Below are 15,154 nucleotides of genomic sequence, written 5' to 3'. Positions count from 1 at the left end.
ACGTAGGGTGTAGTCAGTTGACTACATCGGCTAGTGTAGTCGTGTGACTACAGGTTCGGCAATCCGTTCTCGAAAGACCCCCACCGGACGGGAAGAGGTAGCCGCGGCGGTGCTGGAAGCCGCCGCGGATCTGTTCGCCGAGCGGGGCCCGGCGGCGACGTCCATCCGCGATATCGCGGCCCGGTCAAAGGTCAACCACGGGTTGGTGTTTCGCCACTTCGGCGCAAAAGAACAACTGGTCGGGGCCGTCCTTGACTACCTGGGCACCCACCTGACGGAGCTGTTGCGTGCCGGGACACCCGCCGATGACCTCGAGCGGGCGCTGGATCGGCAGATGAGAGTGTGGGCGCGCACCCTGCTCGACGGATATCCGGCCGAGCAGCTGCAGACGCGCTTTCCCAACGTCGCCGAGCTACTCGGCCAGGTGCGTGTCCATCACGGCGACGACACCACCGCGCGGCTGGCGGTCGCCAATGCCATCGCGCTGTGCCTGGGCTGGCGCCTGTTCGAACCCATGCTGCGCTCGGCGACCGGTCTGGACGAACTGGCCGACGCCGATCTGCGGCAGGCGGTGACCGATGAGGTCGCGCGCATCATCGAGCCCTCAGGTCGCGGTTGACGCCCACACCTTGGCAGCCATGTTGCGCCGGTGCACCGGCTCACGGCCCGGCGGCTGTGGCGGTGGCGGCAATAGCGGCTTGTGCTTGTGCACCGAAATGGTGGTCGGCTTGGTCGAGCTGAGCTCGAGATCCTTGCCGGCATGGCGGATGGTCAGTTCCGCACCCGGCCCGTCGCGCAGGGTGAAGGTGACGGTGGAGTGGTTGGCGTCGACGGTCAGCCGGTAGCCGCGCCAGCGCAGCCGGAACCGCAATCGCGAAATGCCGTCGGGCAGTTGCGGATCGATGGACAGGATGCCCTCGTCGTCGCGCAGGCGGCCGAAGCCGCCGACCAGCGCGGTCCAGGCCCCGGCCAGCGACGCCATGTGCAGGCCGTCACGGGTGTTGCGGTGCAGATCGCGCAGGTCGATCAAGGCCGCCTCGTAGGCGTAGTCGTGGGCCAGCTCCAGGTGACCGACGTCGGCACACATCACCGCCTGGGTGCACGCCGACAGCGACGAGTCGCGCACCATGCGACGCTCGTAGTAGTCGACATTGCGGGCCTTCTGTTCCGCGGTAAACGCGTGGCTCTGCCACTGCATTGCCAGCACCAGGTCGGCCTGCTTGATTACCTGGGTGGGGTAGAGGCGCACATAGGCCTCGTGCAGTAGCAGCGGGTAGGTCGTATTGGTTTCGAAGTCCCACTCGGCCAGGGTGGTGAACCCCTCACACTGCTGGTGTACGCCCAGCTCTTCGTCGTAGGGGATGTTCACCGCGTCGGCCGCATCCCGCCAGGCCGCCATCTCTTCGGTGGTGACACCCATGTCCTGGGCGGCCTCGGGGTGGCGCAGACAGGCGTCGGCCGCGGTGATCAGGTTGTGGGCCGCCATCAGATTCGTGAAGACGTTGTCTCGAACGATCGCCGTGTACTCATCGGGGCCGGTGACCCCGTCCAGGTGCCAGATACCGTGGCGGTCGTGGTGCCCGAGCGAGATCCACAGCCGGGCGGTCTCGATCAAAACCGCTAGGCCACAATCCTTTTCCAGCGAGTGATCGCCGGTGACGGTGCGGTACCGCTCGAATGCCATGGCGATGTCGGCGTTGATGTGCCAGGCGGCCGTTCCGGCCGGCCAGTAGGCAGAGCATTCCTCCCCGCGGATGGTGCGCCAGGGAAAGCTCGCCCCGTCCAGACCGAGCTCGGCCGCGCGCTCCTTGGCGAGGTCCAACGTCGAGGCCCGCCACCGCAATGCGTCGGCCACCGCGTGTGGTGCCGTATAGGTCAGCACGGGCAGCACGAAGCCTTCCGAGTCCCAGAAAGCGTGGCCGTCGTAGCCGGTTCCGGTGAGCCCCTTGCTCGGGATCGCCCGGCGCTCGGCGCGGGCGCTGGCCTGCAGCAGGTGGAAAAGCCCGAACCGTACCGCTTGCTGGCACTCCGGGTCGCCCTCCACCTCGACGTCCGCGCTGTCCCAGAATTCGTCGAGGTAGGAGCGCTGCGTGTCGATCAGTCCCTGCCAACCGCTGTAGCGGGCACCGTGCAGTGCCCCGGCGACCTGGTCGCGCAGCGCGGGGCGCGAACGCAAACTCGACCAGCCATACGCCAGGTACTTGACGATGCGCAGTTTCTGTCCGGGCCGTAGTCCGCAGATCACCGTGGTGCGGGCCAGGTCGGGACGTGCGTCGGTGGTGATCTCGACCCGCCCGGGCACCTCGACCTCGTGGTCCATCGCGGCGGCCATCATCAAGGCACTGCTGCGGGTGCGGTGCATCAGCAGCGCTCCGCACTCGGTGTTCTCGTGGTCGACGGCCTGCAGCGGGTGCTCCAGGATTGCCGACACGCGCGGGTCATCCGAGGTTTCCGGCTGGTCCTCGTTGGTGACCAGTTCGGACTGCACGGTTATCCGGGCGAAATCGTCGACGGCCTCCACGGTGTACTCGATGGCCGCGACGCTGCGATGCGACAGCGATACCAGCCGGGTCGATACGACCTTGACCTGCTTGTCCGCCGGCGAGCGCCAGTGGGTGCTGCGGGTCAGTGTCCCGGCACGCAGATCGAGAACGCGCTCATGGGAGAGCAATTCGCCATAGCGCACGTCGAAGGGTTCGTCGTCGACCAGCAGTCGCAGGATCTTGCCGTTGGTGACGTCGACGACGGTCTGGCCGGCCTCCGGGTAGCCGTACCCGGCTTCGGCATAGGGCAGCGGGCGGATCTCGAAAAACGAGTTCAGGTAGGTGCCCGGCAGGCCGTAGGGCTCACCCTCGTCGAGGTTGCCGCGCAAGCCGATATGCCCGTTGGACAGGGCGAAGATCGACTCGGACTGGGCCAGCAGATTCAAGTCCAGCCGCGTCTCGCGAACCTGCCATGGTTCGACGGGAAAGGCTTCTTCGCTGATCATGATTGCAGCAGTTCGGCGAGATCGGTTATTACGACGTCGGCGCCGTTGCGCCGCAAATCTTCGGCCTGGCCCACTCGGTCAACACCCACCACGTAGCCGAAGTTACCGGCTCGACCGGCCTGCACGCCCGAAATTGCGTCCTCAAACACCGCCGCCGCATCCGGGGCGGTGTCGAGCAGCTGCGCTCCCCGCAGGTAGGAGTCGGGAGCCGGCTTGCCCGCGATGTGTTCCTCGCGCAGCCTCACGCCGTCCACCCGCTGTTGGATGAACCGGCTCAGGCCGGTGATCTCGAGCACGTCGCGGGTATTGGCGCTCGACGACACCACGGCGATGCTCAGGCCCGCGGCCGAGACTGCCTCGAGATAGCGCCGGGAACCCTCGAACACGTCCACGCCGTCCTTCTTCAGCACCTTTTGGAACATGTCATTTTTGCGGTTGCCCAGGCCGTACACCGTTTCGAGGTCGCCGGGATCATCGGGACTGCCGTCGGGAAGCTGGATACCCCGGCTGCTCAGAAAGGAGCGCACCCCGTCTTCTCGCTTCTTGCCGTCCACATACTGCCGGTAGTCGGCGGCTGGGTCGAAGGGGACGAACTGCCCGCCCGTGCGCTCGGCACGCTCGGAGAGGTATGCGTCGAACATGGCTTTCCAGGCCTTGGTATGGACGCTGGCGGTGTCGGTGAGCACACCGTCCAGGTCAAACAGACAGGCGCGGACCTTCTCTGGGAGACCCAGCACGGGGGACCTCGCTTCCGGGTTGTTCGGGCGCTACCAGTTCACCATGCCCGCTCGGGTACCGCGCAGGGTTACTGCCCACCGGTGTACCAAACGCGGCCGCTACGTGCAGGTGCGTCGCGTCGGCTTCGGGCGCTCGCGCAGGTCACTGGTGCAACGATCCGGAAAAGCCCGGAAATGCGTTGTCTGGTGGGGTCAGGCGGCGAGGGCGGCCAGGCGCTGCAATGGCGTGCGATCGAAGTAGACGTCATTGCGGCTCAGTCGATCGCCGTGCGTCAAAGCCAGATCCATGCCGTCGATCTCGACCTCGGTATCACGACCGATGAACCGAAAGCTGGCCCGCCAGAGCACCGCGGCGCCGTCCTCGTGGCGCAGGGGATAGGCCTCTCGCAAGGTCCAGTGCATCCGCCAGCGGTCGAAAAGCTTCGTCAAGTAGTGGCGCAGGGCCTCAGGCCCCTCCACGAAGCCGCGGGTGTTCGGGTCGCGATAGCGAACGTCGGCGGTGTAGCAGCCGACGACGCGGTCCACTTCCTGGGTGTTCCAGGCTTGCAGGAGCCGCTCGGCCAGCTCGATGGCCTGTTCTCGGTGCATGGGCACTCCTAGAGTAATTCTCTAGTTTTCTAGAGTGTTACTGCTAGCAGCATGGCCGCCACCCGGACAACCACCCGTGCCGGCGGTGATCGGCGCGCGGCGATCATCGAGGCCGCGCTGAATCGGTTTCTCAGCCAAGGCATCGACGCCACCGCACTGCGGCAGATCCAGCGCGATGCCGGTGTCAGCAATGGCAGTTTTTTCCACCATTTCCCGAGCAAGGAAGTGCTGGCGGCGGCCGTCTACGTCGACTGCGTAACGCGTTACCAGCAGGCGTTGCTCAAGGATCTGGCGCGCTACCCGGATGCGGAGTCGGCGGTGCGCGGGATTGTCGGCATGCACCTGAGCTGGTGCACCGAGCACCCGGAGATGGCGCGATTTCTCATCACGATGACCGAGCCCGCCGTGCACCGCGCGGCCGCCGACGAGCTGAGGTCGCACAACGAGCGCTTCGCGACCGCCGTGCAGACGTGGTGGCGCCCGCACGCTCACTACGGGGCGCTACGCCCCCTGAGCCCGGCGCACAGCCAGGCGCTCTGGCTGGGACCGGCCCAGGAGTTGGTGCGGGCCTGGTTGCTCGGCAACCTCGCCGCCCCCCGAATGCCGCTGACGCGGCGATCCTTGCCGACGCGGCGTGGTTGTGCCTGCGGGCCGGCCCGGCCGGTTAGACCTGCGCGAGTGCCGGCTCGGTCTGTGCTGGTGTCGGTTGCCCGGCCCGGGCCGGCAGTAGCCAGCCGACAACGATCGCCGCTGCCAGTGCGATGCCGGCGCAAACCAGGGTTGCGACCTGCAGGCCGTCCAGGAACGCATGATTGACGGCGTCGCGTACCCCGGCGGCCGGTCCGGCCGGCAACTGGTCGATCACCTTGTGCGCCACCGCCATCGAACCTTTCATGGCCGAACGCACGTCGGACGGGAGGGTGGCCAAGGCCGACGCCGAGCCGAGCTGGCCGGAGTAGACGGATGCGAAGACGCTGCCCGCGATGGCGACGCCGAGGGTGCCGCCGAGTTCGCGGGTGGTGTCGTTGACCGCCGAGCCGACTCCGGCCCTGTCGGCCGGCAACGATCCCATGATCGCCTCGGTGGCCGGCGCGGTGGTGAGGCCCAGGCCACCGCCCAGCAGCAGCATCTGCAGTGCGATCTGGGTATACGGGGTTGTCGCATCGGCCGTGGACGCCCACGCCAGCGCGGCGGCGAACACCGCCAAGCCGGCGGCGACCACGGCGGTGGTGCCCACCCGTTCCACCAGGCGGGGTCCCAGGATGGCGGCCAGTGCAATCGAGAGGGCGACCGGTAGCAACCGCACCCCGGTCTGCAATGCCGTGTAGTCCTTGATGAATTGGAAGTACTGGGTGATGACGAAGATGAACCCGAACAGCGTCAAAAAGCCCGCGGTCACCGCCAGGCTGCCACCGGAGAACCGGCGGTTGGCGAACACCGATACGTCCAACATCGGATTGCTGCTGCGCCGCTCCCACAGCGCGAATCCCACCAGAACGATTGCCGCCGCGATGAAGCCGCCGCTGGCGCGGGTGCTGGTCCATCCCCAGTTGGGCGCTTCGATGATGGTGTAGACCAGCGCCGTGATGCCGACCGCGGACAGCATCAGGCCGGGAACGTCGACGCGGGGTGCCGCCGGGTCGCGGGAGGTCGGTACGAACAGGATGGCGCCGGCCATGGCTGCGACCGCAATCGGAACGTTCACCAAAAAGATCGAGCCCCAGGAGAAGTGTTCGAGCAGCCAGCCGCCGGTGATCGGTCCGACGGCGACCCCGACGCCCACCATGGCCGTCCACAGCCCGATCGCCTTGGCGCGCGGAACCGGGTCGGTGAAGATGTTGGTGATCAATCCCAGCGTGGTCGGAAAGATGACCGCGGCTCCGACGCCCATGGCGGCGCGCGCCGCAACCAACGTATCCGCCGAATTCACCTGTGCGGCAAGGGCGGAAGTGAGCGCGAACAAGATGAGGCCGGCGCTGAGCCAGCCTCGCCTGCCGTAGCGGTCGCTAAGGCTGCCGGCCGACAGCAGCAGTCCCGACATGACCAGGGTGTACGCGTCGACGATCCACTGCAGTTGTGCGGTATCTGCCCCCAGTTCGCGCGACAGCGTGGGCAGGGCGACGTTGACGATGGTGGCGTCCACGCTGATCACGAAGACGGATAGGCAGATAACGGCAAGCGCGAGGATCGGGTGATCCCGGAAGACGGGCTGAATACGCATGGACAAAACGATAAAGCTGATAGACAAATAAATCAAGTAGAAATTTGAATAAAGTGTCTACGGTGGTACCGTGACGCAGTGTCTGCCCGCAACTACAACCAGAACTGCCCCATCGCTCGCGGGCTCGACATCTTCGGGGAGCGGTGGACCTTGCTGATCCTGCGCGAGTTGGTCGGCGGGCCCCGCCGCTACGGCGACCTGCGCGCCGAGTTGGCCGGCATTGCCACCAACTTGCTGGCGCAGCGACTCGCCGAGCTCCAAGAGCGCGGGCTCGTCGACCGAACCGAATTGCCCCCGCCGATCGGGCGGACCGTCTACACCCTCAGCGACGGCGGCTGGCGGCGGGTGTTGCCGGTCTTGCAGACCCTCGCGTGGTTCGGCCTGGACCTCATTGATCCGATCGACGACTCGAGCGTGGTTTCGCCGTTGAACGGCTTCCTCGCCGGAATCCTGCTGGGCTTCGACCCGGCCCGCGCCCCGGGGTTGGCTGCGACCTACCGTGCCGAGATCGACGGGCGCCGTTTCGAGTTCGCGGTGGAGCGCGGTCGCCTCGGGCCCGCCCGCGGGGCCCCGACGGTGACGATCAGCGCCGCTGCGCTAGACCTTGTCACGGCCCGTTTGGGGGCTGACGAAGCCACCCGAAAAGCGGCCCTGGGGCGGATCGACTTCGATGGCGACCCCGGCGCCATCGACGCGCTGTGCACCGCGTTTTCGTTGTCGGGGAATTCGCCGCGAGCCAGGGGCGCCGACGGCCGGTCCTAGTGTCGGGAATCGGTGCCGGCGGGTGAGGCAGCACCGGTCGGCGAACCCGCTGGTGCTCAGCCTCTAGACTGATTGCCCGTGGCAGAACCCGTTGACCTCGATGTGGCTGGACCGGTGGGCCGGCCGGTGTTGGTGGTGGATTTCGGTGCGCAGTATGCGCAATTGATCGCCCGCCGGGTCCGGGAAGCGCGGGTGTTCTCGGAGGTGATCCCGCACACCACCTCGATCGAGGAGATCAAGGCCCGTGACCCGCTGGCGCTGGTGCTTTCCGGGGGGCCGGCCAGCGTGTATGCGCCGGGCGCTCCGCAGCTTGATCCGGCGCTGTTCGACCTGGGTCTGCCAGTGTTCGGTATCTGCTATGGCTTCCAGGTGATGGCACAGGCGCTCGGCGGAACGGTCGCTCATACCGGGACCAGCGAGTACGGCCGGACGGAGCTGAAAGTCCTTGGCGGCGACTTGCATTCAGACTTGCCCGACATCCAGCCGGTCTGGATGAGCCACGGTGACGCGGTCACCGCGGCCCCGGACGGATTCGAGGTCGTGGCCAGCAGCGCCGGTGCCGCGGTGGCCGCCTTCGAGAACCGGGAGCGACGCCTGGCCGGGGTGCAATATCACCCGGAGGTGATGCACACCCCGCACGGGCAACAGATCCTCGGCCGGTTTCTGCATGACTTCGCCGGGATCGGCGCCCGGTGGACCCCCGCCAATATCGCCAATGCGCTGATCGAGCAGGTACGCACGCAGATCGGCGATGGCCACGCCATCTGCGGACTGTCCGGTGGGGTGGATTCCGCGGTGGCCGCGGCGCTGGTGCAACGCGCCATCGGTGACCGGTTGACCTGTGTCTTCGTCGATCACGGGTTGTTGCGTGCCGGCGAGCGTGCGCAGGTGGAGCGCGACTTCGTGGCCGCGACCAAGGCCAATCTGGTCACCGTCGACGTGGCCGACACCTTCCTGGCGGCCCTGTCGGGTGTGACCGACCCCGAGGGCAAGCGCAAGATCATCGGTCGCCAGTTCATCCGGGCGTTCGAGGGCGCGGTGCGCGATGTGCTGGATGGCCGCGACATCGAGTTTCTGGTGCAGGGCACGCTGTATCCGGACGTGGTGGAATCCGGCGGAGGCAGCGGCACCGCCAACATCAAGAGCCACCACAATGTCGGCGGTCTGCCCGACGATCTGAAGTTCACCCTGGTCGAGCCGTTGCGGCTGCTGTTCAAGGACGAGGTGCGCGCGGTCGGGCGGGAGTTGGGTCTGCCGGAGGAGATCGTTGCGCGCCAACCTTTTCCGGGGCCGGGCTTGGGCATCCGGATCGTCGGGGAGGTCACCGGGCAGCGGCTGGACACGCTGCGTCGCGCCGACTCGATCGCGCGCGAGGAGTTGACCGCGGCGGGCCTGGACAACCAGATCTGGCAGTGTCCGGTGGTGCTGCTGGCCGATGTCCGCTCGGTCGGAGTGCAGGGCGACAACCGCACCTACGGGCATCCGATCGTGCTGCGGCCGGTGTCCAGCGAGGACGCCATGACCGCTGACTGGACCCGGGTGCCCTTCGAGGTGCTCGAGCGCATCTCGACCCGCATCACCAACGAGGTGCCCGAGGTCAACCGCGTGGTGCTGGATGTCACCAGCAAGCCGCCGGGCACCATCGAGTGGGAATAAGAGTGGGAATAAGAGTGCCGCGACACTTAACCGGTTGCGAAGACGCGCCGGCGCGAGTCGCGGTGGTTTAAGTCTCGACGAGTTCGCGCCTGCCGTAGGTGATGGTCGCGGCGCGCCAGCAGCCCCCGGCCTCGTTGACGAGCCGACGTGCGATATCCACATCATCGTTGCCGGCGACCAGGATCAGGGTGTGGTCGTCAGTGCTGATCGATCCGCCCAGCAGTCGGTCCCGGGCAACCGCATCTGCCATCAGCGCCTGGCCCAAGCGCGGGGCATCGATGTCCGGCACGTCAATGGTGAAGGCATTCGCCGCCGCGGGCGCACCTTGCGGTAGGTATTCGAAGGTCAGCACAGATCCCTGGTCGAATTGGTTGCGCAGCGCCTCGGCGACGTTGTGCAACGTGGGTGCATCGACAACGCACACGTGGAATTCGCGCGAGCGTTCGTAGGTGTTCTGGTGCAGCTCGTCTGACCACAGCACCCCATTGACCAGTCTCGATCCCGTCATCGCCGCACCGTTTTGCGCGATCGTGGCGGCAGCTTGCATCTCGAACAGCTGCAACTGGTCGTGCGATTGGCTGGAGTCGGGATCGGTGCTGACGGCGGTGTTGTTGGTGGCGAATATCTCCGCCGGCCGGCATGCTGGTTCCTCGCCTCTGGCGGGGCCGGCGCCACCCAGGAAGACGAGCCGCCGCACGCCACCAAGAGCGCCGCCAGCGCTGAGAGGGTTCTTCGGGACCGCACAATGCAGCGTCTCATGGGCGTTTGAGGGCTGTCTTGACGGGGTTCGTGGCCCCGGTGTTTACTCGACTCTATCGAACATACTTTCGAAAATGCTCGGTTGGAAAGTCGGTAGGAGGCCTGTCATGACCACGGCTTTGGCCTCCGATCGGCGGCACGAAAACCGCGCTGAACAGCTGGAATCGCTGCGTCGGCAGATCGCCGTGTTGTCCGGGAAGCCGGCTGGGAAAGCCGTCGAGCCTTCCGCTGACCCGCTGGCGATTCCGGCTGGGGTGGCTGGGGTGGCCCTGCCCCGGGGCACGGTAGCGGTGCTGTCCGGGGCCCGGTCACTGCTGCTGAACATGGTGGCCGCGGTGACGGCGGCCGGTGGCAACGCCGCCATTGTCGGCCAGCCGGATATCGGACTGCTCGCCGCCGTGGAGATAGGGGCCGATCTGAGCCGGCTCGCGGTCATCCCGGATCCCGGAACGGATCCGGTGGAGGTGGCGGCGGTGCTCGTCGATGGCATGGACCTGGTGGTGCTCGGCCTTGATGGCCAGCGGGTGTCACGGACACGGGCGCGGGCGGTGGTGGCCCGGGCCCGTCATAGAGGTTGCACCCTGCTAGTCACCGACGGTGACTGGGAGGGGGCACCGACGCGGTTGGAGGCCCGGGTTTGCGGCTATGAGATCACGGTGGGTAACCGGGGCGCGCCGACACCGGGATTCGGGCGCATCAGCGCCGTGCGGTTACAGGTCAGCGGGATATGTGCGGGACGATCGATCGGCCGGGTGCGAACGGGGTGAGTTCGGGTGAATTCAGGGCCCCCTTCCCGAGTGTTGGCGATCTGGTGCATGGACTGGCCCGCCGTCGCGGCCGCGGCCGCCGCGGATCAGCCCGTGACGGCGCCGGTCGCGGTTACTTTGGCAAACCGGGTGATTGCCTGCTCGTCGACAGCACGTGCGGTTGGAGTGCGGCGCGGGCTGCGGCGCCGGGAGGCGGCGGCCCGTTGCCCGCAACTGCACATCGCGACCGCCGACGCCGACCGTGATGCTCGCTTCTTCGAAGGGGTGGTCGCGGCGGTAGACGATCTGGTGCCCCGCGCCGAGGTGCTGCGTCCCGGGCTCCTGGTGCTGCCGGTGCGAGGAGCGGCGCGATTCTTCGGTTCTGAGCAGCAGGCGGCCGAGCGGTTGATCGACGCGGTGGCCGCCGCCGGCGCCGAGTGCCAGGTCGGGATTGCCGATCGGTTGTCCACCGCGGTCTTCGCCGCGCGGGCCGGGCGTGTGGTGGAACCGGGACACGATGCACGGTTTCTGTCGGCCCTTTCGGTCCGTCAGCTCGCCGCCGAGCCGAGCCTGTCCGGACCCGGGCGTGACGAACTGACGGATTTGTTGTGGCGGATGGGGATTCGTACCGTCGGACAATTTGCCGCGCTCTCCCGCACCGACGTCGCTTCCCGGTTCGGCGCTGACGCGGTGGCCGCACACCGGTTCGCCCGCGGCGAGCCCGAACGCCTTCCCTCCGGGTGCGAACCACCGCCGGAACTCGGGGCGGTGCTGCGCTGCGATCCGCCGATCGATCGGGTCGACGCCGCGGCATTCGCCGGCCGGGCGCTGGCCAGTGAGCTGCACCAGGCGTTGCTGGCCGCCGGAGTGGGGTGCACCCGGCTGGCCATTCACGCCGTCACCGACAGCGGTGAAGAGCGCACCCGGGTGTGGCGGTGTGCCGAGCCGTTGACCGAGGAGGCCACCGCGGACCGGGTGCGCTGGCAGCTGGACGGATGGCTGAGCAGTCGCAACGCCAGGGACCGGCCCACCGCGCCAGTGACGCAGTTGCGTCTGCAGGCGCTCGAAGTGGTGTCCGCTGAAGCGCTGCAGTTGCCGTTGTGGGGTGGTTTGGGCGAAGAGGACAGGCTTCGGGCCCGTCGCGCGCTGGTACGGGCGCAAGGCCTGCTCGGTCCGGAGGCGGTTCAGGTGCCGGTGCTGTCCGGCGGTCGCGGGCCGACCGAGCGCATCACGTTGACCGCGCTGGGCGATGAGCCGGTGCCGCAGGCCGATCCGGGGCAGCCCTGGCCAGGGCAGTTACCCGCGCCCTCGCCGGCGGTATTGCTCGACGACCCGGTGGAATTGCTTGATGTCCAAGGAAATCCGGTACGGGTAACCAGCCGGGGGATGTTCTCCACTGCCCCCGCGAGACTGGTCGTCGGCGGCCGTGATGACCGGCTGCACTGGTGGGCCGGACCTTGGCCAGTCGACGAACGGTGGTGGGACCCCGATCTCGGTAAAGGCCGCACCGCCCGCGCCCAGGTGCTGCTGGGGGACGAGCGCGCGCTACTGCTGTGCTATCGGCAGCGGCGGTGGTACCTCGAAGGGAGTTACGAGTGACACCGCAGACCAGTCTTAACCGTGTCCAGCGTGACGCCGGTGTGAAAATCCGGCCGTAGTCTCGCAGCCAGTTCACGCTCGGCGCGCGAACGCTGCGACTCGTTGGATGAACCTCTCGAAGAATACGGCCGGGTCGACGCTGACCCCGATCCGCGCGTTGGGAGGGTGCTTCCCCGACCGGTCGGCAACCGTCATGCCGCGCGTCGGAATATCCGCCAACACCACGTCCACCGTCGCCACCTGGGTCGTCACCAGCTGCGGGTCGAGTGCAATCGCGGCCGCCAGCGGATCGTGCAGATACGCCAGATATCCAAATCCGCGGTCCCGGTGGGACTCGAAGTAGAACCGCATCGCGTCCTGGATCACCCGGGTCAACGCGGACGGGCCGGCGGCGCAGGTCAGCCTGGCGAGGATGTCCGGTGTCATCGCAACCTTGCGGGTCAGGTTCAAGCTGCACACGATTGGAAGTCGTTGTTGCCCTGTCCAGGCCGCGAACACCTCGCTGGCGGCCTCCGGGTCCACCCTGATGTTCCAGTCGGCCCCGACATCGTTGCCGTCCGCGTCGAACATCCCGCCCATGATCACCAGCCGGCTCAGCATCGCCGGCAATGCGGGTTCGGCGCGCAGCGCTCGCGCCAGGTTGGTCAGCGGTCCGGTGACCAGTCCGGTCAGTTTTCCGCGATAGGCGTGTGCCATTCGCACCCAAGCCGCCGCGGCGTCATAGGTGGCCAGCTCCCGGTTGGTCGGGGGTAGCTCGGCATACCCTAAACCTTTGGGGCCGTGCGTGTTTGCCCGATGCGGCCACTGCCCGGTTAGTGGTTGGTCGGCGCCTCTTGCCACCGGTATGTCACCGGCCCGGCACAGTTCGAGCACACCGAGGTTGTTCGTGCACACTTGATCGACCGAGGTGTTTCCACCCGTCGATGCGATGCCCACCAGATCGGCGTCGGTGCTGGCCAACAGATATATCAACGCCAGCGCGTCGTCGATGCCGGTGTCGGCGTCGACGAACACGGGGTTCACCGCGGCAACGATACGCCGCGGCCGGGCCGGAATCGGGAGTCCGCTTACCAGTGCACGCCGGGTGCCAACCGAACGAGCCGTTTGACGGGTCTGGGGATCCGCATGCCCGTCACGGCTAGGGCCGGCCGCTTGGGGCGGCGCACCGGCCGGTGCTCCTGAGCGTCATTGAGCGGCGAGATTCCTCGTGCTGCAGCAGAATCCGGGTAGCCCAGATAGAGCTGATGCAGAATCCGCCGGGACAGTTTCGGTGCGACGTAGTTGCCGACTTCGGCGAGCGTGCCCAGCGGGGTATCGATTCGCGCCGGCTTCTCGACGAGTCCGCGCACCACCATGGCGGCCGCGTGCTCGGCACTGATCGCGGGCGTCGGGTTGAGCCGTCGCGACGGCACGATCATCGGGGTGGCTACCAGAGGCATGTGGATGTTGGTGAAGGTGACGTGGTCGGACAGCGTCTCGGAGGCGACCACGTCGGCGAACGCGTCCAGCGCCGCCTTGCTGGGCAGATACGAGCTGTACTTGGGGTTGCGAGCCTGCACCCCGGCGCTGGAAACGTTGACGACATGCCCGAAACGTCGTTCGCGCCAGTGTGGCAACAGCGCCAGCACCATCCGGACCGCGCCGAAATAGTTGACGGCCATCACCCGTTCGTAGTCGTGCAAGCGGTCGGTGGAGTTGACCACCGAGCGGCGAATCGACCGGCCGGCGTTGTTGACCAGGTAGTCGACATGTCCGAAGCGGCCCAGGATGTCTTTGACGGTGTGTTCGACGGAGGTGGAGTCGGTGATGTCGCAGGTGAAAGCGTAGGCCTGGCCGCCGCCCGCGCGGATCTCGGCGACCAGTTGGTCGAGCGCGTCGGCGTTGCGGGCCAACGCGAATACGCATCCGCCCCGTTGCGCGACCGCGAGCGCCGAAGCTCGCCCGATGCCGCTGGATGCCCCGGTGATGATGACGTGCCGGCCCACCAGCGGGCCCCTTGGATCGTCGCGGAGGGCACGGTCGGGGTCAAGGTGTTGGGCCCAATAGCGCCACAACTTGGGGGCGTAGCCGGCGAAGTCGGGCAGTCGCACACCGCTGCCGCGCAACGCTTTCTGCGTTTCGTCGCTGATGAAGGTGGGCTTGAGGTCCAAGACGTCGAAGATTTCGGAGGGAATCCCCAGCTGGGTGGCCGCCATGTTGCGCAGCACCTTCGCGCGGCCCCGTGCCTTGAGCACCGGGGTGACCACCGAGCCGGGGAGTACCCCCCGCGCCGGGGGCAGTCCGGCCTCCTTGGTCACTGCTTGGTAGATGCCGCGCAATCCCACCGATTGTGGTGCGGTCAGATGGAAGGTCCGCCCGTTCGGGAATGCCATGTTGTCCTCGTGGATCAGGGCGACGAGCGCATCCACCACGTAGTCGACCGGGACGATGTTGGTGCGTCCGGTGTCGGGCAACAGGATCGGGGTCAGTGACGGCAGCGCGGCCAGCCGGGCCAGTACGCCGAAGAAGTAGTACGGGCCGTCGATCTTGTCCATCTCGCCGGTGCGTGAGTCGCCGACCACGACCGCCGGGCGGTAGATGCGGTACCGCAGCCCGGTGCTGGAGCGCACCAGCAATTCGGCCTCGAACTTGGTCCGGTGGTACGGACTGGGCAGCTGCTGGCCGACGTCGAAGTCGGCCTCGGTGTACTCGCCGGCGAAGTCGCCGGCCACGGCGATCGACGACACGTGGTGCAATGTCGCGTCCAGTCGCCGGGTCAGCTCGATCACGGCGCGGGTTCCATCGACGTTGGCGGCCCGCTGTTGGTCCTCCCCGGCGGTGATGTCATAGACCGCCGCGCAGTGCACGACATGGTCGATCTGCCCCAGTTCGGCGCTGATCTGCTCGGTCACCGGCAGCTCAGGTAACTCGCCGACCAAGGGTTTGACCCGATCGCCCCAGTCGGTGGCGAGGCGTTCGAAACGACTCAGCGATTGGCGCCGTACCAGGACCCACACCCGTGCGTCGGCGTCGCTCTGTAGCAGACGGGACACGACGCGGCGCCCAATAAACCCGGTACCGCCGGTAACGACATACCGCATGCAGCCATGGTGGCGGC

Annotated in this window: 12 protein-coding genes and 1 pseudogene; 6 read left to right on the top strand and 7 right to left on the bottom strand. The window is 67.3% G+C overall.

Annotation, left to right across the window (positions count from 1 at the left end):
* The first annotated feature begins 43 nt into the window (after positions 1–43).
* A complete protein-coding gene (locus MMSP_RS22575) occupies positions 44–619 on the top strand; it encodes a TetR/AcrR family transcriptional regulator (protein ID WP_011739157.1) in 576 nt (191 codons plus the stop codon).
* Here MMSP_RS22575 and MMSP_RS22570 read toward each other — a convergent pair.
* The 3 genes from MMSP_RS22570 to MMSP_RS22560 all read right to left on the bottom strand — a co-directional run bounded on the left by MMSP_RS22570 (position 605) and on the right by MMSP_RS22560 (position 4,314).
* The gene (locus tag MMSP_RS22570; protein ID WP_015354747.1) at positions 605–2,989 is read right to left on the bottom strand and encodes a glycoside hydrolase family 65 protein; all 2,385 of its coding nucleotides are present in this window, start codon (positions 2,987–2,989) and stop codon (positions 605–607) included. The genes MMSP_RS22575 and MMSP_RS22570 overlap by 15 nt on opposite strands.
* Entirely contained in the window at positions 2,986–3,726 is a 741-nt protein-coding gene (locus MMSP_RS22565) for a beta-phosphoglucomutase family hydrolase (RefSeq protein ID WP_020788494.1), read from the bottom strand. The genes MMSP_RS22570 and MMSP_RS22565 overlap by 4 nt, the downstream gene beginning before the upstream one ends.
* 192 nt (positions 3,727–3,918) lie before the next feature.
* On the bottom strand, positions 3,919–4,314 hold the full coding sequence (locus MMSP_RS22560) for a nuclear transport factor 2 family protein (protein ID WP_020788493.1): 396 nt from the start codon (positions 4,312–4,314) through the stop codon (positions 3,919–3,921).
* A 51-nt stretch (positions 4,315–4,365) separates the two neighbouring features.
* Between MMSP_RS22560 and MMSP_RS29050 the strand changes: the two are divergent.
* Positions 4,366–4,497, top strand: a pseudogene (locus tag MMSP_RS29050) (TetR/AcrR family transcriptional regulator); the annotation flags it as partial.
* Positions 4,498–4,978: 481 nt separating this feature from the next.
* On the opposite strand, the gene MMSP_RS22550 reads toward MMSP_RS29050, so the two are convergent.
* A complete protein-coding gene (locus MMSP_RS22550; RefSeq protein ID WP_020788491.1) occupies positions 4,979–6,535 on the bottom strand; it encodes a DHA2 family efflux MFS transporter permease subunit in 1,557 nt (518 codons plus the stop codon).
* Positions 6,536–6,613: 78 nt separating this feature from the next.
* Here MMSP_RS22550 and MMSP_RS22545 point away from each other — a divergent pair, with 78 nt between their 5' ends.
* The gene (locus MMSP_RS22545; RefSeq protein WP_020788490.1) at positions 6,614–7,297 is read left to right on the top strand and encodes a helix-turn-helix domain-containing protein; all 684 of its coding nucleotides are present in this window, start codon (positions 6,614–6,616) and stop codon (positions 7,295–7,297) included.
* Between the two features lie 78 nt (positions 7,298–7,375).
* Positions 7,376–8,953 carry a glutamine-hydrolyzing GMP synthase gene (gene guaA, locus MMSP_RS22540; protein ID WP_020727355.1) on the top strand — a complete coding sequence of 526 codons (1,578 nt, stop codon included), beginning with the start codon at positions 7,376–7,378 and terminating at the stop codon, positions 8,951–8,953.
* Positions 8,954–9,020: 67 nt separating this feature from the next.
* Here guaA and MMSP_RS22535 read toward each other — a convergent pair whose 3' ends face one another.
* Positions 9,021–9,650, bottom strand: coding sequence for a hypothetical protein (locus tag MMSP_RS22535; RefSeq protein ID WP_020788489.1), 630 nt, complete (start codon positions 9,648–9,650; stop codon positions 9,021–9,023).
* 169 nt (positions 9,651–9,819) lie between these two features.
* Here MMSP_RS22535 and MMSP_RS22530 point away from each other — a divergent pair, with 169 nt between their 5' ends.
* Together MMSP_RS22530 and MMSP_RS22525 are read left to right on the top strand one after the other, a co-directional pair.
* Positions 9,820–10,479, top strand: a complete 660-nt coding sequence (locus MMSP_RS22530; RefSeq protein WP_020788488.1) for a hypothetical protein — start codon at positions 9,820–9,822, stop codon at positions 10,477–10,479.
* 48 nt (positions 10,480–10,527) lie between these two features.
* On the top strand, positions 10,528–12,057 hold the full coding sequence (locus tag MMSP_RS22525; RefSeq protein ID WP_020788487.1) for a DNA polymerase Y family protein: 1,530 nt from the start codon (positions 10,528–10,530) through the stop codon (positions 12,055–12,057).
* 72 nt (positions 12,058–12,129) lie between these two features.
* On the opposite strand, the gene MMSP_RS22520 is transcribed toward MMSP_RS22525, so the two are convergent.
* A complete protein-coding gene (locus tag MMSP_RS22520; RefSeq protein ID WP_015354755.1) occupies positions 12,130–13,080 on the bottom strand; it encodes a nucleoside hydrolase in 951 nt (316 codons plus the stop codon).
* A gap of 44 nt (positions 13,081–13,124) precedes the next feature.
* The gene (locus tag MMSP_RS22515; RefSeq protein ID WP_020788485.1) at positions 13,125–15,137 is read right to left on the bottom strand and encodes an SDR family oxidoreductase; all 2,013 of its coding nucleotides are present in this window, start codon (positions 15,135–15,137) and stop codon (positions 13,125–13,127) included.
* Positions 15,138–15,154: the final 17 nt, after the last annotated feature.

Origin of the sequence: Mycobacterium sp. 012931 (assembly GCF_000419295.1) — a bacterium.
Lineage (GTDB): Bacteria > Actinomycetota > Actinomycetes > Mycobacteriales > Mycobacteriaceae > Mycobacterium > Mycobacterium marinum.
The sequence above is the reverse complement of the archived record's forward strand: the minus strand, read 5'-3'. Positions and strand labels throughout refer to the sequence as shown.

Excerpts from the sequence above, each read along its gene's own strand:
- MMSP_RS22570 (WP_015354747.1), bottom strand. The coding sequence starts at position 2,989 with ATGATCAGCGAAGAAGCCTTTCCCGTCGAACCATGGCAGGTTCGCGAG.
- MMSP_RS22560 (WP_020788493.1), bottom strand. The coding sequence starts at position 4,314 with ATGCACCGAGAACAGGCCATCGAGCTGGCCGAGCGGCTCCTGCAAGCC.
- MMSP_RS22550 (WP_020788491.1), bottom strand. The coding sequence starts at position 6,535 with ATGCGTATTCAGCCCGTCTTCCGGGATCACCCGATCCTCGCGCTTGCC.
- MMSP_RS22530 (WP_020788488.1), top strand. The coding sequence starts at position 9,820 with ATGACCACGGCTTTGGCCTCCGATCGGCGGCACGAAAACCGCGCTGAA.
- MMSP_RS22525 (WP_020788487.1), top strand. The coding sequence starts at position 10,528 with ATGGACTGGCCCGCCGTCGCGGCCGCGGCCGCCGCGGATCAGCCCGTG.
- MMSP_RS22515 (WP_020788485.1), bottom strand. The coding sequence starts at position 15,137 with ATGCGGTATGTCGTTACCGGCGGTACCGGGTTTATTGGGCGCCGCGTC.